Annotated in this window: 16 protein-coding genes and 1 CRISPR repeat array; all 16 genes read right to left on the reverse strand. The window is 35.1% G+C overall.

Annotated elements, in window-relative coordinates:
• Nucleotides 1-48: 48 nt before the first annotated feature.
• The 16 genes from carB to ileS all read right to left on the reverse strand — a co-directional run bounded on the left by carB (nucleotide 49) and on the right by ileS (nucleotide 23,017).
• Nucleotides 49-3,222, reverse strand: a complete 3,174-nt coding sequence (carB, locus tag CKV71_RS08490) for a carbamoyl-phosphate synthase large subunit (protein WP_095105797.1) — start codon at nucleotides 3,220-3,222, stop codon at nucleotides 49-51.
• A complete protein-coding gene (locus CKV71_RS08495; RefSeq protein WP_095105799.1) occupies nucleotides 3,215-4,321 on the reverse strand; it encodes a carbamoyl phosphate synthase small subunit in 1,107 nt (368 codons plus the stop codon). Before CKV71_RS08495 ends, carB begins: the two co-directional genes overlap by 8 nt.
• Nucleotides 4,322-4,327: 6 nt before the next feature.
• Nucleotides 4,328-5,602: a dihydroorotase gene (locus CKV71_RS08500; protein ID WP_095105802.1), complete on the reverse strand. Its 1,275-nt coding sequence runs from the start codon at nucleotides 5,600-5,602 to the stop codon at nucleotides 4,328-4,330.
• On the reverse strand, nucleotides 5,589-6,497 hold the full coding sequence (locus CKV71_RS08505; RefSeq protein ID WP_095105808.1) for an aspartate carbamoyltransferase catalytic subunit: 909 nt from the start codon (nucleotides 6,495-6,497) through the stop codon (nucleotides 5,589-5,591). The genes CKV71_RS08500 and CKV71_RS08505 overlap by 14 nt, the downstream gene beginning before the upstream one ends.
• Before the next feature lie 44 nt (nucleotides 6,498-6,541).
• On the reverse strand, nucleotides 6,542-7,828 hold the full coding sequence (locus CKV71_RS08510; RefSeq protein ID WP_095105811.1) for a uracil-xanthine permease family protein: 1,287 nt from the start codon (nucleotides 7,826-7,828) through the stop codon (nucleotides 6,542-6,544).
• A gap of 225 nt (nucleotides 7,829-8,053) precedes the next feature.
• Nucleotides 8,054-8,581: a bifunctional pyr operon transcriptional regulator/uracil phosphoribosyltransferase PyrR gene (gene pyrR, locus CKV71_RS08515; protein ID WP_095105813.1), complete on the reverse strand. Its 528-nt coding sequence runs from the start codon at nucleotides 8,579-8,581 to the stop codon at nucleotides 8,054-8,056.
• A 496-nt stretch (nucleotides 8,582-9,077) separates the two neighbouring features.
• Nucleotides 9,078-9,965: a CRISPR direct-repeat array (repeat unit 36 nt; unit sequence GTTCCACTTCATTCTAAAAAATCATAATTCTAAAAC).
• 50 nt (nucleotides 9,966-10,015) lie between these two features.
• Nucleotides 10,016-10,867, reverse strand: a complete 852-nt coding sequence (locus tag CKV71_RS08520; RefSeq protein ID WP_095105816.1) for a hypothetical protein — start codon at nucleotides 10,865-10,867, stop codon at nucleotides 10,016-10,018.
• A complete protein-coding gene (cas2, locus tag CKV71_RS08525; protein ID WP_095105819.1) occupies nucleotides 10,864-11,181 on the reverse strand; it encodes a CRISPR-associated endonuclease Cas2 in 318 nt (105 codons plus the stop codon). Before cas2 ends, CKV71_RS08520 begins: the two co-directional genes overlap by 4 nt.
• 24 nt (nucleotides 11,182-11,205) lie before the next feature.
• On the reverse strand, nucleotides 11,206-12,081 hold the full coding sequence (gene cas1, locus CKV71_RS08530) for a type II CRISPR-associated endonuclease Cas1 (protein WP_095105822.1): 876 nt from the start codon (nucleotides 12,079-12,081) through the stop codon (nucleotides 11,206-11,208).
• Nucleotides 12,071-16,105, reverse strand: a complete 4,035-nt coding sequence (cas9, locus tag CKV71_RS08535; protein WP_095105824.1) for a type II CRISPR RNA-guided endonuclease Cas9 — start codon at nucleotides 16,103-16,105, stop codon at nucleotides 12,071-12,073. Before cas9 ends, cas1 begins: the two co-directional genes overlap by 11 nt.
• Before the next feature lie 237 nt (nucleotides 16,106-16,342).
• A complete protein-coding gene (locus CKV71_RS08540) occupies nucleotides 16,343-17,260 on the reverse strand; it encodes an RluA family pseudouridine synthase (RefSeq protein ID WP_095105826.1) in 918 nt (305 codons plus the stop codon).
• A 12-nt stretch (nucleotides 17,261-17,272) separates the two neighbouring features.
• On the reverse strand, nucleotides 17,273-17,755 hold the full coding sequence (gene lspA / locus CKV71_RS08545) for a signal peptidase II (protein ID WP_095105828.1): 483 nt from the start codon (nucleotides 17,753-17,755) through the stop codon (nucleotides 17,273-17,275).
• 340 nt (nucleotides 17,756-18,095) lie between these two features.
• Nucleotides 18,096-18,446, reverse strand: a complete 351-nt coding sequence (locus CKV71_RS08555) for a PBECR4 domain-containing protein (RefSeq protein WP_095105832.1) — start codon at nucleotides 18,444-18,446, stop codon at nucleotides 18,096-18,098.
• 316 nt (nucleotides 18,447-18,762) lie between these two features.
• A complete protein-coding gene (locus tag CKV71_RS08560; protein ID WP_095105834.1) occupies nucleotides 18,763-19,254 on the reverse strand; it encodes a CHAP domain-containing protein in 492 nt (163 codons plus the stop codon).
• A gap of 12 nt (nucleotides 19,255-19,266) precedes the next feature.
• Entirely contained in the window at nucleotides 19,267-20,061 is a 795-nt protein-coding gene (locus tag CKV71_RS08565) for a VOC family protein (protein ID WP_095105836.1), read from the reverse strand.
• Nucleotides 20,062-20,269: 208 nt separating this feature from the next.
• Nucleotides 20,270-23,017 (reverse strand): isoleucine--tRNA ligase, encoded by a 2,748-nt coding sequence (gene ileS, locus CKV71_RS08570; RefSeq protein WP_095105838.1) that lies wholly within the window; start codon nucleotides 23,015-23,017, stop codon nucleotides 20,270-20,272.
• Between the last annotated feature and the right edge of the window lie 152 nt (nucleotides 23,018-23,169).

Below are 23,169 nucleotides of genomic sequence, written 5' to 3' on the forward strand. Positions count from 1 at the left end.
GCGCTTCTAGAACCTTCTGTTAAAAGTAAGATTCTAAAAGCTGCTTTGTTACATTTGTTTCATTGTAAAAGTCATACTTTCAATGACATTTGTAAGTGCATTTGCTGTATCTAATGAAGTTAAGCAAGGGACACCGTTTTCAACTGAAGCACGACGGATTTGGAATCCATCTCTTTCAATTGTTTTCCCTTTTGTCATAGTATTAATGACAATCTGTACTTCGCCGTTTTGAATACGTGTCAACAAGTCGTCTTCCCCACCGATTTTACCGACTGTTTCAACCGGAATGTGATGTTCAGAAAGTTTCTGAGCTGTGCCTGCTGTCGCTAAAATTTTATAGCCGACTTCGTTCAAACGTTTCGCCACTTTAACCATTTCGTCTTTATCTTTATCGCTTACTGTTATTAAGACTGTTCCGTGATCTTTAACTTCTACGCCACTTGCAGTCAACCCTTTGAATAACGCCTTTTCTAACGTTAAATCTTTACCCATTACTTCACCTGTAGATTTCATTTCAGGCCCTAAAGTAATGTCTACATTTTTTAATTTATTGAAACTGAATACTGGTGCTTTCACAAAGACACCTTTTGTATAAGGTTGAAGTCCAGGTTGATATCCTAAATCACTTAACTTTTCACCTAAGATAGCACGCATTGCCAACTGAGCCATCGGGATATGAGTGATTTTACTTAGGAATGGTACCGTACGGCTTGAACGAGGATTCACTTCTAATACATACATCCCATCATGTGCAAGTACGAACTGAATATTGATTAAGCCGATGATGTCTAAACCTTTTGCTAATTTCGTTGTGTAATCTTCTAAGGTGCTGATTTCATCTGGTGTGAGTGTTTGCGGAGGGTATACGGCAATGGAGTCACCTGAGTGTACGCCAGCTCGCTCAATATGTTCCATAATACCTGGAATAATCACCGTTTCACCATCACTGATAGCGTCGACTTCAATTTCTTTACCTGTTAAGTAACGGTCGACTAATACCGGGTGTTCTGGACTTGCTTTCACCGCTTCTCTCATATAATTCTCAAGTTCCGCATCGTTGTATACAATTTCCATTGCACGTCCGCCAAGCACATATGAAGGACGTACGACCACTGGATAGCCTATTTCGCGTGCATTTTCTAATGCTTCTGCTGGAGAAGTTGCTGTTTTACCTTTAGGTTGCGGCACATGGATTTTGTTGAGTAACGCTTCAAATTCTTTTCTATCTTCTGCACGATTCAAGTTTTCTAAAGAAGTTCCTAAAATGCGAACACCCTTCTCAGCTAACTTGTCCGCCAGGTTGATTGCAGTTTGTCCGCCAAATTGCACTACTACACCTTTAGGCTGTTCTAAATCAATAATATTCATTACATCTTCAACTGTTAAAGGTTCGAAGTATAATTTATCAGAGATGGAGAAATCAGTGGATACTGTTTCTGGGTTGTTATTGACGATAATTGCTTCGTATCCTGCATTTTGAATCGCCCATACTGCATGTACAGTTGCGTAATCGAATTCAACCCCTTGACCGATACGGATTGGACCTGATCCTAATACAATGACTTTCTCTTTCTCTGTTACTATTGACTCATTATCTCTTTCATAAGTACCGTAATAATAAGGTGTTGAAGATTCAAATTCTGCTGCACAAGTATCGACCATTTTGTACACTGGATGGATGTCGTTGGCTTTACGCAATTCCGTCACTTCATCTTCTGTCATATCGAATCGATGTGCAATTACTTTATCGCTGAAACCGTAATCTTTAGCATACTTTAGATATTCGATGTCGCCTTTATGTTCTTTTAATTCGTGTTCGATATCAATAATATGTTGAAATTTATTTAAGAAGAAATAATCGATTTGCGTCATTTCATGTATTTCTTCTAATGTAGTACCACGACGAATCGCTTCTCCGATAAAGAAGAGACGTTCGTCATCTTGTTGTAAGATACGTTCTTTTATGTAGTCTAATTCGTAACTTTCACCGTTTGGTAAACCTAAATGATGCACGCCATATTCTAATGAACGAATTGCTTTTAATAATGATTCTTCGTAAGTTCTGCCGATAGCCATCACTTCGCCAGTGGCTTTCATTTGAGTACCGAGTACACGCTCTCCTTTTTCAAACTTATCGAATGGGAAACGTGGAATTTTAGAAATCACATAATCTAAAGCTGGTTCAAATGCGGCATATGAAGTCCCTGTAACTGGATTCAACATTTCATCTAAAGTTAAACCGACAGCAATTTTCGCTGCGAGCTTCGCAATTGGATAACCTGTTGCTTTAGAAGCTAACGCTGATGAACGTGAAACACGTGGGTTTACTTCAATGATGTAGTAATTCATAGAATGAGGATCTAATGCAAGTTGTACGTTACAGCCCCCTTCGATACCTAAGGCACGAATCACTTTCAATGAAACATCGCGCAACATTTGGTATTCCACATCTGTCAACGTTTGACTTGGTGCTACTACAATGGAGTCGCCTGTATGGATACCGACTGGGTCGATATTTTCCATATTACATACTACGATGGCATTATCATTCTTATCGCGCATCACTTCGTATTCAATTTCTTTAAACCCTGCAATCGATTTTTCAATTAAACATTGTGTAGCCGGACTATAATGCAAGCCATTTGTGACGACTTCTTTCAATTCTTCATCATTATGACAGATACCGCCGCCAGTACCGCCCATTGTGAAAGCAGGTCTTACGATTAATGGATAACCCACTTGTTCTTTAAAAGCAAAAGCTTGCTCGACAGTGTTGACAATATCACTTTCTGGTACCGGAACATCTAATTCATTCATCAAGCTGCGGAATAGTTCACGGTCTTCAGCTTGTTGGATGGAACTTAACTTCGTTCCTAATAATTGCACATTATTGGCTTCTAGTACGCCACTGTCATGCAATTGGATTGCCATATTCAAACCTGTTTGACCGCCTAAAGTCGGCAGCAATGCATCAGGTTGTTCTTTTCGAATAATACGGGCAATAAAGTCATGTGTTAATGGTTCAATATAAACCTTATCGGCAATCTCTTTGTCCGTCATAATTGTAGCTGGATTAGAGTTGACCAGAATCACTTTGTAACCTTCTTCTTTCAAAGCAAGACAGGCTTGTGTTCCAGCATAATCAAATTCGGCTGCTTGGCCGATAATAATCGGTCCTGAGCCAATTACTAAAATCGTTTTAATTTCATTATTCTTAGGCATTTGTGTAACGCTCCTTCTCATTCGCTTTGAATTCATTCATCATAGAGACAAATTGGTCGAATAAATAATTTGAATCAGTAGGTCCTGGGCATGCTTCTGGGTGGTATTGTACTGAAAAGGCAGGGAGCGTTTTATGTTTTAAGCCTTCAACTGTCTGATCATTTAAAGCAATATGTGTCACTTCTAAATCTGTTTGTTCAACTGAATCAGCGTCAATCGCATAACCGTGATTTTGACTCGTTAAAGCTACTTTCCCTGTAGCTAAATCTTTGACTGGATGATTCGCACCGCGGTGTCCAAATTTCATTTTAAATGAAGTTGCACCTTGTGAAAGTGCAAATAATTGGTGGCCGAGACAGATACCGAAGAATGGAATTTTGCCTAGAATACCTTTAATCATTTCAATCGCTTCAGGCACATCTTCAGGGTCGCCCGGTCCATTAGATAACATAACTCCATCTGGCGCCATCCGAATAATCTCTTCTGCTGATGTGTTGTAAGGCACTACTGTAACGTTACAACCACGCGCATTTAATTCTCGAACGATATTTTGTTTCTTTCCGAAGTCTACTAAAACGACGCTTAAATCAAAGCCAGTTGATACATAAGGTGATTTCGTCGATACAGTAGGAACTTCATCGCGAGACAGTTCAAAGTGTTTTAATGATTCGACAAGTTCTGGAATATCTTCTGCATGGTCTGTAAACCCAGCTTTCAAAACACCGTGTTGACGGATTTTACGTGTGATACTGCGTGTATCTACACCAGAAATTCCAGGAATGTCAAATTCTTTCAAGACTGCGTCAAATGTTTTCTGCTTGCGGAAATTGCTTGGATGCGTACTTGCTTCTTTTACCACTACTCCGTTTAAAGTGGGGACAAGAGATTCGAAATCATCTCTGTTAATACCATAGTTACCAATCAACGGATAAGTGAAAGTGATAATTTGGCCAGTATAAGACGGGTCGGAAATCGTTTCCTGGTAACCTGTCATTGCCGTGTTAAAGACAATTTCGCCTTTAGTTAAATGATCTGATCCAAGCTTTCTGCCTTCGTAAATAGAACCATCTTCAAATACAAGATATCGTTTTGCCAACATATTTAATTAATCCTCCTTGAATGCCACTTCTCCAGCTACCATAGTCAATACTGGATTACCGTATACTTTATAACCGATAAATGGTGTGTTGCTTGATTTTGATTGGAAATCTTCTGCTTTGATTTCGCGTTCTTCTTCTAAATCGATTAAAGTAAGATCTGCTGTTTTACCTTCTTCTAATGTGCCATATGGCAAGTCAAAGATTTTTGACGGTTTGATTGTTAAATAATCTACTAATTGTTGTAAAGACCAATCTCCATTTTTCACGAAGTGTGTGTATAATAATGGGAATGCTGTTTCACTGCCGACAATACCGAATGGTGCTTTAACCATTGGTTGGTCTTTTTCATCTGCTGCATGTGGTGCATGGTCTGTTGCGATACAATCGATTGTGCCGTCTAATAAACCTTCAATCAAGGCTTCTCTATCTTCTTTGCTTCTCAATGGAGGATTCATTTTAAACATAGCGTTATCGCCAGGGATATCGTCTTCTGTCATTAATAAATGGTGCGGTGTCACTTCTGCAGTGACACGAATTCCTGCGCGTTTCGCATCACGGATAGCACGAACGCTTTCTTTTGTAGAAACGTGGCAGACATGGTAATGACAATCTGCAGCTTCTGCTAATAATACGTCACGTGCGATTTGTACAGCTTCACAGATATTTGGAATACCTGGAATACCTAATTCTTCGCTGCGTTTACCTTCGTGCATTGCACCGCCGTAAATTAAGCTGTTATCTTCACAGTGTGCGACAACTGCTTTGTTGACTTTAGCTGCTTGTTGCATTGCTTCATACATGGTACCTGCTGTTTGTACCCCTACACCATCATCTGTAAAAGCAAATGCACCGTGATCTGCTAAACCTTTGAAATCTACTAACTCGCTGCCTGCTTGTCTCACTGTGATAGAAGCGTAAGGAAGTACGCGTACACTCGCATTGTCAGCAATTAATTTGTTCAATTGTTCTAAGTGTTCAACAGTATCTGGTACTGGGCGTGTATTCGGCATTGGGCAAACTGTTGTAAATCCGCCGCGTGCTGCCGCTTTCGTACCAGTTTCAATTGTTTCTTTATGCTCACCGCCTGGTTCTCTTAAGTGAACGTGTACGTCCACAAGGCCTGGTGCAGCAAAGCGACCTTTTGCGTCGATAACTTCAACTTCGTTACCGACCGCAATTTCAGGTGCAATTTCTTTTACTTTATCGTTTTCAACTAGGATAGATGCTTCTGTTAACTCACCATTGTTATTTAATACTTTGGCATTCTTAATTAGCAACATCAAAGATAACCCCTTCCTTTTTTTCATTCAAGATGTGTGTGATGACTGACATACGTAAGAACATACCGTTTTTCATTTGTTTGAAAATACGTGCTTTTGGTGCTTCTACTAAGTCAGAGTCGATTTCAACACCGCGATTTACAGGTGCTGGGTGCATTACAATTGCTTCAGGTTTTAACTGGTTATATCTTTCTAATGTTAAGCCATATTTTTCATGATATTCATGTGGATCGAAGCTCAATTCACCGTCATGTCTTTCGTGTTGCACACGTAATAACATTACTATGTCAGTTTCTTCGATAACATCATCAATTTTCACATATGGTGCGTCAAGTGTTTCATCTACCCATTCATCAGGTGCTGCGAATTTAACATTTGCACCTAATGCTGTAAGTGCTTGGTAGTTACTGCGTGCTACGCGTGAATTTTTAATATCTCCGCAAATCAATACGTTTAAGCCGTCGAAGTTTCCGTATTCTTCATAGATAGTCATAATATCTAGTAAACTTTGTGTCGGATGTTGACCGCTTCCGTCTCCACCGTTGATAACTGGAATGTTTAAGCCGTCTAATTCTTTGTAGTAGTCATTTTGCGGATGACGGATAACTAATGCGTCTACACCGATACTTTCTAAAGTTTTGCATGTATCGTATAATGATTCACCTTTTTTAACAGATGATGTACTAGTTTCAAATGGAATTTCTTGTAAACCTAATTGACGTTCAGCCATTTCAAAGCTGCATTTTGTACGTGTTGAGTTTTCAAAGAACAAGTTTGCAACATATTTGTCTGTAAATTTATTAGGTTTGTTACCTTTTTTATATTCGATTGCAGTTTCGATAAGTGAGTAAATTTCTTCATTTGTTAAGTCTTCCATTGATACTAATTGTTTCATTGTTAAATCCCCCTAAGATTTGTATAATTTTTATTTTTAAATTTTTACGCTTTAGCTTTAGGTAAAATTAAGTTCAAAACAATGCCTGACAATGCTGCTAATGCCATTCCTTCTACTTTCACGCCGTGGATATCGAACATTAAGTTACCGATTCCTACGACTAGGATGACTGAGGTAATTACTAAGTTACGGTTTTCCGAAAAATCTACCTTGCTTTCAACCAGCATTCTTAAGCCGCTTGAAGCGATAATACCGAATAAGAGAATGGATACCCCGCCCATTACTGGAGTTGGGATAGATGAAATCAATGCTGTGAACTTACCGACAAAGGCTAAGATGATTGCAATCACTGCAGCTCCACCGATTACATAGATACTGTAAATCTTTGTGATCGCCAGCACGCCGATATTCTCACCGTATGTTGTACTTGGCGGTCCACCGATCAAGCTCGCAAACATTGTTGAAACACCATCGCCGATGATTGAACGATGCAAGCCTGGTTTTTCAAAGAAGTTACGTCCTACGATTTTGTTGATAACCATTTGATGTCCAATATGTTCACTGACTGTGACAAATACGATTGGGAGCATCAACAGTATCAACCCCATGTGAAAACTTGGTGTATAGTCTTTGAACGGCAAGTAAATGTGCGGCCAATCTAACCATGAGGCTTTCATGACGGGTTTGAAATCTACAATACCTAAGATTGTCGCTGCGATATATCCGACTATGATTCCGATTAATACTGGAATCAGTGAGAAGAAACCTTTCATGTAACCTTGTACAACTAATGTTGTAACTAAAGTAATCATCGCAACAATCAAGTATGTGACATTGTAACCTTTCATGTCGGCGCTATTTTCAAACATAGCCATGTTGGCTGCTGTCGGTGCTAAGCTTAAACCGATAACCATGATAACCGGTCCGACTACTACAGGTGGCAGTAAGTGCATCAACCATCCGATGCCGCTTAACTTAATCAGAATTCCGATAATGACGTACATGACACCACTCATGAAGAGTGCGACAAGCATATCTCCTAAGCTGTGTGTGCTTAGTCCTGTAATAATCGGTGTAATAAAGGCAAAGCTAGATCCGAGATACGCTGGAATCATCGCTTTGGTAATTAAAATGTACAATAATGTTCCGACACCTGATGCAAGAAGCGCTGCTGAAATCGGCAATCCTGTCAGGAATGGTACTAATACTGTGGCACCAAACATTGCGAAGAGATGTTGTAAGCTCAAGAACGCCCATTGCGACGGCTTCGGTTTCTCATTCACATCGAGTACTGGTTTCACAGTACGTTCAAACATTTGTTCATTTTCCATTCTCTTTTTCTTCCTTTCATGAAAAAAATCTCTTTACAGCAATCAGCTGGCAAAGAGACTTAAGGGGAGAGATAAGAAAGTGTGTGCATTGAACTTAAGTTTTCAAGCATATAGACGATGCTCGTTGACCCGAAACCTGCTGACCTCTCGTGTCATGCAAGTTTCTTTCAATGCTTTCTTATCAAACCCTTTGTCAGTCTCTCGTACTGATTTAAAAGGGTACGGCTATTCAATTATGACTGCGTTGCGGCCGTCTGTTTCTTTAACGTATACAGAAACAGCTTCATCGCGTGCAGTTGGGATATTCTTCCCAACGAAATCAGCTCTAATTGGAAGTTCGCGATGACCGCGGTCTACCAAAGCAGCTAATCCGATTTTCTGAGGACGTGAATGCAAGAGTATCGCATCAAGTGAAGCTCTGACTGTTCGTCCAGTATAAAGCACGTCGTCGATGATGATGACTACTTTATCTGTGATATCAACATCTATCACAAATGACTTCTCTGAAATCTTTGGCGTAGGTAATTCTAAATCATCTCTGAATTGTGTAATATCAATGGTGCCTGTCGGAACAGTTGTATCTTCAATTTGTTGAATCTTGCTTTGAATACTCTTCGCTAGAAATTCACCGCGTGTCTTCACACCAAGTAATACAAGGTCTTTCGTCCCTCGATTGTATTCTAGGATTTCATGTGCCATACGCGTTAACGTACGTTTCATTGCTGCTTCATCTAACACAATACGTTCTGACATTCTCGCCCTCACCTTTCTATAAAAAAATCCCGTGTCTTCTCATTGAGAGACACGGGAATCCGATTCCTGTCAGAATCCATTCTACCTACTACGATTACACGTCTGCTTAGGTATAATGACTCAAGTCTAGTTAAAGGCGTAGATACAGTTATTCTAACTACACTTGTTGAAACTTCCTGTCTTCGGAGCATCTCGGTACTCTCAATTAAAGACTTACGATTTCTTTATTAAACTGTAATAAGTTTACCATAGATTGAAGAAAAGTCAAAGAGAAATTTGGGGAGGAAGGGTTGTTGGTTGGTGTGGTTTACATAATAAAATTATGTATTGTTATAACTGAAATTAAATAAAAACAAGCTCTTCATCCATTTTTAAAGGATATATGAGGATCTTGTAAGTTGAAAGTTTCCAAAATGCAATAGAAACTCATATTAAATTTTAAATTCTAAAGATTATAATTCTAAAACACGTTTCCTTGTTAGATTCTTAACATTCTGTTCTACTTCATTCTAAAAGATCATAATTCTAAAACGACCGCGCAAATTGAATGCAACGAAAAAGGTTCTACTTCATTCTAAAAGAACATAATTCTAAAACAAATCATTATCAATACCGCGTATCGCTAACTTCTACTTCATTCTAAAAGATCATAATTCTAAAACCATAGTACGGGATTCTAAATGAAATTAAAGTTCCGCTTCATTCTAAAAAATCATAATTCTAAAACTCGCCAATCGCACCCGAAATTACTAACACGGTTCCACTTCATTCTAAAAAATCATAATTCTAAAACCATGCTTCCGCAGCACGAGTTAAATGATTAGTTCCACTTCATTCTAAAAAATCATAATTCTAAAACACTTATTTTGCTTTTTCGCCTTTATGCGCAGTTCCACTTCATTCTAAAAAATCATAATTCTAAAACATTGCTTTTCGTTTATCAGATTCAGGCACTGTTCCACTTCATTCTAAAAAATCATAATTCTAAAACAAGCCTTCCGTCCACATTAACACGTTGACCGTTCCACTTCATTCTAAAAAATCATAATTCTAAAACTATAGCGCGTTCCGTAGTTCACAAAGCCCGGTTCCACTTCATTCTAAAAAATCATAATTCTAAAACATTCTCACATGGTCGAAAATATTTTCAACGTTCCACTTCATTCTAAAAAATCATAATTCTAAAACTTGGCGGTATCAGTAAAGGCATTGGCGGAGTTCCACTTCATTCTAAAAAATCATAATTCTAAAACAGTGATTTAAAAGCACCCTCTAATCCTTGGTTCCACTTCATTCTAAAAAATCATAATTCTAAAACAAAGGTGTATATATTTTAGAAATTGTGGTTGTTCCACTTCATTCTAAAAAATCATAATTCTAAAACCTCAAACAACGAAAAATCAAGGTTTTAGTGACCTTTATAATGATCGCAGATTAATATTTGTTCGTAAATTGAATAAACAACTCATCATCCAAATACGGATGTTGACAAAACTCATGGTAAGCTATCATTTTACTAGTCTTACTAATATCTTTTATAGCTTCTTCTGATTTAAACAATACTAATTCGTCTTTTATTTGCTCAATATCTACCGCTTCTCCATTTGTTTTAACAAGGGCTAATATATCTGCTTCAATGATAAAATATGGATGACTCGTAACAATGATAGTATACATATTTAATTTTTTAATATAGTTTTTAAACAACTTCATATCTAACAATCCCAATTTTGTCTCTGGAAAAATTAAAACTAATACATTTTCTTTCTCTGTCGACGCTAATGTATCTATAAATAATTTACGTTGTTCTATTGTATCTAAGTTTTCTAAATCATTATGAAAATCTGGTTTGAACATGCCAAGAAATTTTTTCAAAACAATATTAGGAGTTTGAAAGTCAACTTGATAACTTTCATTCTTAATTTCTAATGAGTTTAGAAATTTTTCTATTGTCAACTCTACCTCATTATATAATAAATTTGTCATTTCATCGCTGAAAATTTGTTGTTCAAAACGATGATATAATGCTGCTTTAAAGATCTTGCTATCAAAGAGATTCATATCACCGCAAGGAACAACAATTAGATTTATTCTATTTGGTAATATTGTTTGATAATCGTCTGTTACAAGTCTAACTTTCTCGTCGTAATGCTTAGCTTTCGAGCAACTATATTTTATAAGTCCCTCAATCAAAGTATTTATTTTTCTAGATTCTTGAAATGAAATTACATTTAATTGTTGCTTTGCTATTTCAACTGGATGATTAAATGCTCCTACTACCTTCATAATTCAAGCATTCTTTCTGTTGTATTTACATCATATTTAGTTGAAGGTTCGCCAACAAGATAAGTCATATCAGAAAATTGTTTCTCAGTGACTATCAATGTTTGTACTATGCCATTACTCGGTAGATTTTGTTTTAGTTTACTTAACTGATGATTTAATGTTCCTCTATTCAAAATTAGCTTACAATAAATAGAATACTGACTTCTGACATATCCTTCATTCAATAGAAATTTCACAAACTTTCTATAATCGCGTCGTTCTCTCGAAGTCTCAACGGGTAAATCAAACATAATAAAAAGTCTCAAGAATCTCATAATACTCCTTTCAAATGCTTATTATCAAAAGTTGAAAACAGGCATTTTAATATAGTTGGCTTCTCCACTTTCCAAGAATTTAAAAATTCCATCCAAGTATATTTCAATTGCATTGACTAAAAAATAATTCTTTTTATTTATCTTAATTTTTTCGTTAAATATGTTTAAAATCGCTCGCTTTTCCTCTTTCTCAAAATGATTATATACGTTTTGCAGTACCAGGAAATCTATCAATGGTCTAAATACTTCCATGAAATCACATGCTAAGTTAAAAGGATTAAATTCATTTTTATGGTTTATTCCTATTTCGCTTAAATAACCTTTACTTACAATAGTACGTACAAATACGGCTAATAAAACTTGATAGCCGTAATCTAGTCCCGCATTCACAAATTCATCTGAGTTTCTGGATACACCCGAATCTAAAATAATATTAAAATAAGACTTTGCGGCTAATCCCTCTCGATTCGTACAATCATTTAATTGAGTTTCGCGAATGTATTTATCAAAGAATGAAACATTTATATTTCTATAAAAATATTGAATCACTTGCTTTTGTTTAGCAATTTTATTTTTAATGATTTTCTGCCAAAGTAGTTCTTTGTATTCTTTTTTCCAGTTCATCTGTTTGGTAATATGCCTTGATTGCTTGTGGTGTCCATATATTGGTATTACAAATGATGAAGGTAAGTGCTTTTTATCGCATAATAACGTAATAATTTTATTATCCGCTAATGCATTTAATAAATGTCCAGTGATTGAAATGCTTGGATTTTCAATCACTAAACATAAAATTTCTTGAAGTGGAATCTTATATAATTCATCAGCTTTTACGATTAAATGGTTCATTCTCAGTGATAACTTAGATTCTTTAGTGATAATGACAGTCCTAAAGCTCATTTTTAGACTCCGCAAGTTTGAAAATTGATTTAGGCTTGATAGTTTTTAATCCTGTAATAGATTTGTATTGTATTTCAGTATTATTTTTAATATCTATAAATGTATTAGGGGATTGTCCGTTCCATCTTATTTTCAATTTAGCCGATCTCTCAGCTGAGACTTTAGTCATTTTTAACACTTCCAAAATACATTGGATTAACGCTTCATTAGATTTATCAGATTCATTAAATTGATTTCTTATTAACTCAACTTTTTCATTTCTAGACTTTATACCAAAGCTATTTTCAAATTCCATAACTACTTTTTCTGCAAATTGATCATATACCTCGGTTTTTTCTAATTCAGTCATTTTATTATATGGATTGAGTGCTTGTTTTAACTTTCGCTGCATATGAATATCAAACTCTAATTGCTTAGCATTAATTCGCTCTTTCGCTGAAACAAATAAGAATGGATGGCTATTTACAAAGATTGCATCGCCTTTATTCAGACTAAATAGATACTGTGCTTTTTTAATGTCTAATTTTGGAAATGTCTTTTGAACAATTTTCAATGCACGAGCATTCATATCTTTATCGAGATTATTGACATAATCAAATACTGTTTCATTAAAAACACCATAATCTATGATTTCTTTATCTTTTTTTAAATAAGCATAACTCACTACAATACCGCGTTTATTTTTCATTTCTTTATATACAGCTGTATTACTTTTATCCGACTCATACAGTGCGACCGTATTTTTAGGAGAAAAAGCACTTTGTTTGTAGAACGCACTTTCTGTACTTTCCACTTTTCTGGAATAATTGAATTTAAAATTATCTAAATCAAAAATTAATTTCGAAATCATCCTTTCTCCATATTCATTGACATATTTTTCCATACGCTTGAATAAGAAGAATTCACGTTGTTTATTATTCTCAGTAAACTCGCCTAATTGTTTCCATTTTTCTCGTACCTTTTCCCACTTAAAGTTGAATTCAAATAAATTCACTTTAGGATATAAGACACGTGCAGCTTGATAAACGAAACCATTTAAATATGCATCAACTGCATGATGCCAATCATTAAGTTGACGAATTTTAGGAATATCAAATTTTCGTCGAAGTTCAGAAACCACATTTGCCTTCATAGGCACTACTGTTGTTGATGGATATTCTTCTGTCAAGAAGTCGCTAACATGTGAAATGATTTGTCTTGTCTCAACAAGCTGTCTTTGAATAAATCCTTCTTTATCTAAATCATTAAACTCTTTTTTCATCAGTTTAGAAAGCTTGCTGCTGCTAATCAAATCATTTTCATGCAATAGTTTCCAAAATGGGACGAGTGTATGATTATCAAAGATTTCTAAAGGCATTTTATCGCCTGACTTTTTCTGGTTAGTGCTTTTTATAACAAGCACTTTATTATTGATACTATCATCTTTTACAAAGGTTCTCGGTAGAATATGATCAATTTCATACAGACTATCATTTTTATCAGAAATCAGCTTTCCTAAATCAATAGGTTGCTTTGAATACATGCACTTACCATTCTGATGAATATATAACCATAATTTTGGATTTGAAAAATCAAACTCAGGATATACTTTAAGCTCTTCAAATAAGTCTTTGAATTCTTTATTTCGTTTCAAGTTATGCTTTTTAACTAAATCATCCCACAGTTCACTACGTGATTTTTGGCGTTTACCCTTCACTTGATCTTCTGTCGCAAACTCAATAATGATTTTCTCAGGCACACCGAATATTCCGCTAATTTCTCTCACCATTTTTATCGCATTCCAAATACCTTTTTTAAGCGCTGGTGAAGTTCTCAACTCAGCAACATCTTTATAAGAAATTTTGGCGTTTTTGACTTTATTGCTATTTTTGATAAATTCAACAAATCCTAAAGTTTTATCTGTGATAATTTCCATAAAGTTATTTTCTGTATTATACATTAAATCAATTACAGAGCGATTATTCACTTCTTCAGTTAACAGCTTTTCACTGAGACGCCCCCAGCCAGAGTAATTCAATTTGATGATTTGGCTAAGCTGGTTTTCTGTAATATTAGGATACTTCTCTTGAATTTTCTCTTTCAATATTGCTTTGTCTTCAAAAATAGTAATCCATAAAACTAATTGCTCAATCATGTCTCTTCTACTTTCAACAGAACCAAAGATAGATTTCATATCATTGTACGTAGAAAGTTTAGTCGCAAATTTAGATTCATTTTGGGTACCAAACACTTTAACTTTTTGGCCACTTAGTTTGTTTATCATACTTCCGTATTCAGAGTTTTGAAGTAATTCAATTATGTCTTTGTGCGTTACATTCTTTTTCTTTTGAAACAGCTTATGATAGATAAATTGTTTTACTTTAGGTTCGAGTCTATGAATTCGATTTTTTGGTTCATTTTCGCCTCGAAGTTGAACGTTATTAAGTTCATTTAAAACTTCCATCTCTTGATATAATAGACTATTTTTAGGTAATACATCTTCTTCTAATAAATAAGTACATTTACTCGTCATACGTCTAATGAATTTTTCAGCACTTTTAGATTTATCAATAACTTTATCAAAGCTCCAAGGTAAAGTTTGTCCATCTGATTTTCGTACCATCCATGCAAAATCAGATTGTCCATTTTTGTTAGTGATCGGACCTACATAATATGGAATTCTAAATGTAATTAAATTAATGACTTTATCAATCATCTCTTCAGTAATTTCTGGATAATATTTTTGTTGATTTCTAAGTATATTTACCGCTTCAAACACATTATTTTGATACGGTATACTCGCATTATCAATTGTATTTTGCAACACTAAGAATTTTTGTTCTTCTATTAAATTTAAAACTTCAGTATACGCTTTAGGTACAATTTCTTTTAAATCTTTCATTAATTTGGAATATTGATCTTTAGGATGAATTAAATATTGATCAAACTTAGAAAGCTTTCCAAAATTTTTCGCATCAGGATTTTTCTTATATGCATTCATGTTCTCTTTGCTTGTTACGAAAAATTCATGATATTTATCGTATTTATTTTGGTAAACGATATCTTTGATTAACTTTAACTGATTTTTAAAATTATCATAATCTCTCACTTTAGCTGCAGATATACTGGATGCCCCTTTTAAAATCCTATCTAACATAATCCCCATAAAAAAAGTATTAGCTGACTCGATAAAATTTAATTGTTCATCTGTTAAAAATTCTGATAAATTTTCATAATAATCTTCAGATAACGAAATTGAATCACTACCTGTTGTCGTTTCTTTTATATCTTCCGCATTTTCCATGTTTTCAAATAGATTACTTTGTTTAAATTTAAGACCGGCTAACATTTTAAATAACTCAGCATGAGATTTAGACACTTTCTTCTTTAAGTCTTTAAATTTGTCATTTCTTGTTAAATAATCATCATTCAAAGTATCAATAATCACTTTAATATCTTTATTTGAAATAGTATCTTCATATGGATTAATGCTTTGATATTGTATTAATAACTCTGATAGCTGTGCTTCATTATCTACAGTTTTTCCTTTATCAAAACTTAAGTTATTGAATAAAAAATGTCCTCGATATTTAACCAAATGATAAAGCGATAAGAAAATTAATTCGGGTTCGAATTTCTTTTCTGGATGATTTTGAATTTCTTGTTGTAAATGATAAATAGTGGGATATGTTTTGGGGTTCTTCCCTAAATTTTTTAATACTTCAGATAAACTACGGTGTTTAAAATCTTCGTTAGAATTTTTCCATTTATGTAAGTTTAACAATTGATAAAAGTTTGGGTTCTTTACTAAGGGCGCCAACACTTCCTGCAGTAAACCTAATCGTTTGATTCTTCTATTTTTTCGTCTTCTGCTTGTTCTAAATCCACGTCTTTCTGCCGCAGTATCCGCACCTTCAAATGTAAGAACACCTATCGCATCTTTATCATGATATTTCAAAATATTAAAATCTAAGTCCATGCAAGCATAACCAATACTTGCTGTTCCAATATCTAAACTGAGAATATAAGGGTTTGTTTTCTTCATGTCATCACCTGATGTCGTATTATTTTATCTAATTATCTCAAAATTCTTTCATTTTAGAAAGTGTTATGTTAAGATGTAAAAGAAGTTTACTTCATTCTAAAAGATCATAAATAAGTTAAAACAAGCTTAAAGCGAAAATGTAGCTTAAATGCTAACGTCTTACTGTGTCAGTAAGACTTTTTTTATGCAAAAATCCCTTGATTTCAGTATTCTCTAACTGAATTCAAGGGATTATTTTTACGCTTCTCTCAATCTTATATCTTCTAATACTTGTTTGAAGTCATCTGGCAAGTCTGCTTTGCGTTCAATATATTCACCTGTAACAGGATGTTCGAAACCAATTACGCCTGCATGTAAGGCTTGCCCGCCGATATCCATTGTTTTCTTCGGACCGTATTTTGGGTCTCCAACTAATGGATGACCAATATATTTCATATGCACACGAATTTGGTGCGTACGTCCTGTTTCTAGTTCACATTCTACTAAGGTATAGTCTTTGAAATGCTCTAAGACATTGAAGTGTGTCACTGCATCTTTACCATCATCAACAACTGCCATTGATTGGCGGTCTTTTTTATCTCGTCCGATTGGCGCATCAATTGTACCGTAATCATGCGGAATATTACCGTGAACTAAAGCAGTGTATTTTCGAGTCACTGTTTTAGCCATCAATTGTTCCACTAAATTACGATGTGCAATATCATTTTTCGCGACCATTAAAAGACCGGAAGTATCTTTATCGATACGATGGACGATGCCCGGACGAATTTCACCGTTGATGCCTGATAAATCTTTAATTTGATACATGAGTCCATTAACTAATGTACCAGTATAATGGCCAGGTGATGGATGCACTACCATGCCTTTAGGTTTATACACAATAGCCACATCTGCATCTTCATAGTAGATATCTAGATTTAAGTTTTCAGGTTTGATGTCCGCTTCAACTGTCTCTTTCTCAGTTACTTCAATCTTATCATTCAATTTCACTTTGTGATTTGCTTTCACTTTCTTACCATTCACTGTTACCAAATCTTCTTTGATCCAATCTTGAATTTGACTTCGAGACCAATCCGAATTAAATTCTGGCAACAGCTTATCTATACGCTGACCAGCTTGCTCAGCTTCTGTAATTTCATAGTTAAATTCTGTCATGTAAATACTCCTTTACTGAACTTTCGATTTGCGGGAGTCAAATAATAAGGCAATTAATACCAGAATCACACCGATCGTTAAACTCGAGTCTGCAACGTTAAAGATTGGAAAATCATAACTGAAAATTTTAGTATCAATAAAGTCAACCACTTCACCATGTAACATACGATCAATAAAGTTACCTAACGCGCCTGCAAATAATAGACTAATGGCTACTTGCATTAAGAAATTGCCTTTCGCTTCTTTGATATAGAAGAAGACTAATAATCCTAAGACAACAACGGTTACAATAAAGAAGAAGCTCATTCTTCCGCTTAAAATTCCCCAGGCTGCCCCATTATTACGATGTGAAGTAATATACAAAAATTTAGGTATCACTGTATAAGAATCACCAACTGCCATCGACTTTGCAATAACTGCTTTAGTCACTTGATCTAAAACTAAAATAGCAATGGTGATAAACAATGTGATACTAACAAAATATGGTTTTTTCATTTGTTCCTCCCCGGAGAAATACAATTTATCTGATTCAACGATTCTCCGTATGTTCTTTACAACATGTTATATTATACCTTGATTGAATGTATATTTTCAAACTAATAAAGAAAGCACTATTTTGTATTCAGAAACTATTAATAGTCAACCCACTCCATGCCTGTTATTTTACAACGAGGTTTCAGATTATATTGATCATTATTGTTTTTCATTATGTACATAGTGGTTGGAATATAGAAATCTTTAATTTTTCTCAACCCGAAAACAACTACTTTTCTATTAAAATGATCTATGAATACCATATCTAAGTTTAACGAATTATTATGACGTGATTTCAAAATTATACACCATGCCAAATTTTTTCAATGAAACATCTATGTAAAAAGTTGTAGCTATACAACCAATCTTTAATATTTTGATAATTATGATGCTTTTTAATAGAAGAATGCGTCAATTTTCCTTGCAATATTTTAGTTAAAAAAACATTAGCACTCTCGTTTATCACTTTATGCAATCCTAGAATATGAGGTAAATGGTCTTTACTAAATCTTATTTCTGCCACTTTTATAGATTTATCAGAAATATGCAAAAAACATTTCTTTCTGGTAAAACAATTAATATAATCATTCAAAAGAAGACGAAAATCAATAATATCATTATATTCAATTTTGTAAATATTATTTTTATTCATTTTTGCCTTCAAAATTATAAAATTTCCCTGCCACTTTTAAGCAACAGGGAAATTATGTATTGAGTGTGTGGGTAGTAATGGTGTCTACTACCAGGACCAACGACAAGTTATAAGTCCACTGTCAAGGCTATACAATCACACTCCAATTGTATACAATTTTTAGACGTCTAATTAGAAGAAAGGACAGAACAAAAAAGCTTTCTTCATGTTTAATTATGAAAGGAATCTTAGATTTGTAAATATATTAGGGCAAATCTGTGGATAACTAGATTTATCCACAGACATTTATATGAATCTCTAAAAATTTATAAACTAGTTATTCAGTTTTACCCTTTTCATCCTTTGCTTTGGGATTCTTTTTAGGATGAATATACTCATAAGTCTTGGCTTCTTCTGCAGTAATAGGACGTGAGGATACTTTATAGGGTTTGATGTAATTCATTTCTGATACATCAAAGGAGCCATCTTTATTTACATGTTCTATATAGGCTACATGTCCTAATTTACCTTTTGTTGTCTGCATTAAGGCATGCACGGCGGGTTTATGATTGACCACATATCCGTCTTTTTTAGCATCTTTAGCCCAATTTTCTGCGTCACCCCAACGGTTGCTGATTAAGTTGCCATCTTTTTTCACTTTATCAAATACATAGTAAGTGCACTGTCCTTTTTCATACGTATTGTTGCGCATAGGATCGGGCTTCAATTGCTCAATCCATTTCGCTACTTCATTTTTATTTTCATAGAAAAAGAATGCAGCGCCTCCGAAAATCACGAGCAACACAGCTATTTTTAATAGTTTTTTCATTAATTTATCTCTTTATGCTCCTAAATAATTAAATCTAAACTCAATACCATCCGGACCTTTAATCCATTTATGTGCAGTTTCTGGGTAGTGGTAATCTACATAAGCTAAGCCATAAGTTTCTGAGCTTTCCATACGTTTCATGCTCGACATCCAATGATTTACAGCTAAATGATGATGGTAACCACCTGAAGCCATGAAAAGTGATGAAGAGTTTACATAAGAAGATTCTGCTAAACCAAAATACTTCAAATAGAAATCTTTTACTTCTTTCAATCGAATCGTTTTTAGATGTACATTTCCTATTTTCGTATCAGGCGGTAAGGTTTCCCAATCTTTATGCGTTCTTAAATTCATCAATTTGGAAGCATATAATGGTCTCGTATCCATAATGACGCGGTCTTCTTTATCATAATTCCAAGTTTCTTCTGGCAAATCTGCATAAAATTCAAAGCCGTTACCTTCTGGATCACTCAAATATATAGAAGTACTGACATCATGTTCAGCGCCGTTAATCACAATATCTTGTTCTGTTAAATGTGCCATTAAATCTGCCAAATCTGCATGTGTCGGTAATTTAATTCCAATGTGAAATAGTCCCGCTTCAGAAACTAAGGGCTCCCTACCATGATCTAATTGTCTTAATGTAATTCGGTGTCCTGAATCGCCTACTTCGTATTGAATCGAAGTATATGTTTCGTTCATTACTGTGAAGCCTAACATATCTTCATAGAACGGTTTCAATGCTTCTTTATCTCTGACATTTAAGGTTACACCGTTTGGATAATGGTCTCTTTTATACTCCGTCAAGGTTAATCTCCTTTCGTTCAGTTCTATTTATAATTTTTCGTTTTTCTGTGCACAAGTAATTTTAATTATAACTATTTTTGCTTTTAATTACTTCTAAGGCGCTCATATGTTCTCTAATTATTTACTTAAATGTGTCAAAAACAAAAAAGCAGAAACTGAGATGAAATTATCTCCCAGTTCCTGCTTTCATTTTAAAATTTCATTTAGATTATAGGTCAGCTACAACGCCTTGGCAACGTGGGCATAAATGGTCTAAACCATTAACTGAGCCAAGTTCAGTGCTATAGTTCCAGCATCTTTCACATTTTTCGCCATCAGCGTGTACGACTTTAATGTCGCCGTGATAATATTCAGTACCATCTTCTACTTTATCTTCCACTTCAACTTGTGACACGATAAAGAGTTGATGTAAATTCTCGAAGTCTTTTAAGAAGTCAGCCGCATCGAAGCTTTCGTTGCTGCCGATAATTACTTTCGCTTCTAACGATTTACCGATTACTTTGTTATTACGTGCTTCTTCTAATGCACGGTTCACATCGTCACGTAATTTCATGAAGGTATTCCATTTTTCAAGTAGTTCTTCATCAGGTTTAACTACTTCCGGCATATTAGCTAAGTGCACACTTTCTTCTTTAACGTGAGGAATGTATGACCAAACTTCTTCAGCAGTATGTGCAAGGATTGGTGCTAATAATTTAGTCATATCGACTAAGATTTGGTAAAGCACAGTTTGCATACTGCGACGTTTATGAGAATCTTGTTTTTCAATGTACAAGATATCTTTACCATAATCTAAGTAGAAGTTACTTAATTCCACGTTGATGAAGTTTTGAACTTCTTGATAAATGTTCAAGTAGTCGAAATTATCATAGTGATTGATGATACTTTCTGTGAATTCACGCAAACGGTTCAATAAATAACGGTCTACTTCTAATAATTCCGCTTCAGGTACTGCATCTGTTTCAGGATTGAAATCATTAACGTTACCTAACATGAAACGTAAAGTATTACGGATTTTACGATAGACGTCTGCAGTTTGTTTCAAGATTTCGTCAGAGATACGAACGTCTGCTAAGTAGTCTACACTACTTACCCATAAACGTGCGATATCTGCACCTTTTTGTTTCACAATTTGGTCAGGGACGATAACGTTACCTAATGATTTACTCATTTTCTTACCTTCGCCATCCATTACGAAACCATGTGATAATAACATTCTATATGGAGATTGGCCGCGAGTTGCTACTGCAGTTGTAATAGATGAGTTGAACCAACCACGATATTGGTCACTGCCTTCTAAGTACAAGTCAGCTGGGAATGATAATTCTGGACGAGTTTCTAATACACCACGATGTGATGAACCTGAGTCGAACCAAACGTCCATGATATCTTCTTCTTTAGTAAATTCGCCGTTAGGGCTGCCTGGATGTGTAAATCCTTCTGGCAATAAGTCTTTCGCTTCACGATCGAACCATACATTTGAACCATATTTTTCAAATAAGTTTGCCACGTGATAGATAACTTCTTTGTCCATGATGATGTCGCCATTTTCAGCATAGAATACTGGAAGAGGCACGCCCCATACACGTTGACGTGAAATTACCCATTCACCACGGTCACGAATCATGTTGTAGATACGTGTTTTACCCCAATCGACTTTGAAGTGTGTATCTTCAATCGCATCTAAGATATCTTGGCGAACTTTGCTGATTGAAGCAAACCATTGTGGTGTTGCACGGAAGATAACTGGTTTTTTCGTACGCCAGTCATGTGGGTAACTATGTGTGATAAATTTTAATTTTAAGAGACTGCCATTTTCTTTAAGCAAGTCTGTCACAGCTTTATTGGCTTTGTCATAGAACATACCTTCAAATTGACCGCCTTCTTCAGTGAAGACCCCTTTATCATTTAACGGGCTGATAACTGGCAAGCCGTATTTTTGGCCGACAATATAGTCATCTTCCCCGTGTCCAGGAGCTGTATGCACGGCACCAGTACCAGCATCAGTTGTAACGTGTAAGCCGTTGATAACTAAAGATACACGGTCGATGAATGGATGTTGTGTTTCAACATATTCTAATTCTTTACCAGTGAATTCTTTTTCAAGTTGGATATCTTCTTTGTTCCAACCTAATTCTTCAGCTACTTCTTCCACTAAGTCTTGGCCTACTACATATTTTTCACCATTGACATTATATTGGCCATATTTCAAGTCTGGGTGAACTGTGATGGCTACGTTTGAAGGTAATGTCCAAGGTGTAGTAGTCCAGATGATGAATTTCGCATCTTCATCAACGACACCTTTACCGTCTTTAACATCAAATGCTACATAGATAGATGGTGAGCGTTTGTCATGATATTCGATTTCCGCTTCAGCCAATGAAGATTCACTTGATGGAGACCAATAAACTGGTTTCTTACCTTTATAAATCAAGCCGCGATCCGCCATTTCACCGAACAAACGGATTTGTGCTGCTTCGTATTCAGGTTTCAAAGTGATATATGGATCATTGAAATCTCCATTTACACCTAAACGTTTAAAGTCTTTCTTTTGAATGTCGATTTGTTCTAACGCGAATTCTTCGCAGAGTTTACGGAATTCAGAAATCGGCATTTCTTTACGTTTAACCCCTTTTTTAGTCAATGCTTGCTCGATAGGCAAACCATGTGTATCCCAACCTGGTACATATGGAGAATAGTAACCTTGCATAGATTTATAACGCACGATAAAGTCTTTTAAGATTTTATTGAGTGCATGCCCCATGTGTAAATTACCATTCGCATAAGGAGGACCGTCATGTAAAATATATGATTCATGACCTTTATTTTTTTCTAAAATTTTGTGATATAAATCTTGTTCGTCCCATTGTTTTTGGATTTCAGGTTCTTTTTTTGGTAATCCGCCTCGCATTGGGAAATCTGTTTTTGGCATAAGTAACGTGTCTTTGTAGTTCATTTGTTTCACTCCTTAAAAATATAAAAAAGAACTCTAAGTTCAATTAACAGGGGCGAACAACCGCGGTACCACCCTGATTAACTCAACTTAGAGTTCTCTTCATTCCATGTTCTGTAATTGTTAAAAAGACAGTGATATAAGAATTAAACATA

It is taken from the genome of Staphylococcus piscifermentans (genome assembly GCF_900186985.1).
GTDB classification, from domain to species: domain Bacteria; phylum Bacillota; class Bacilli; order Staphylococcales; family Staphylococcaceae; genus Staphylococcus; species Staphylococcus piscifermentans.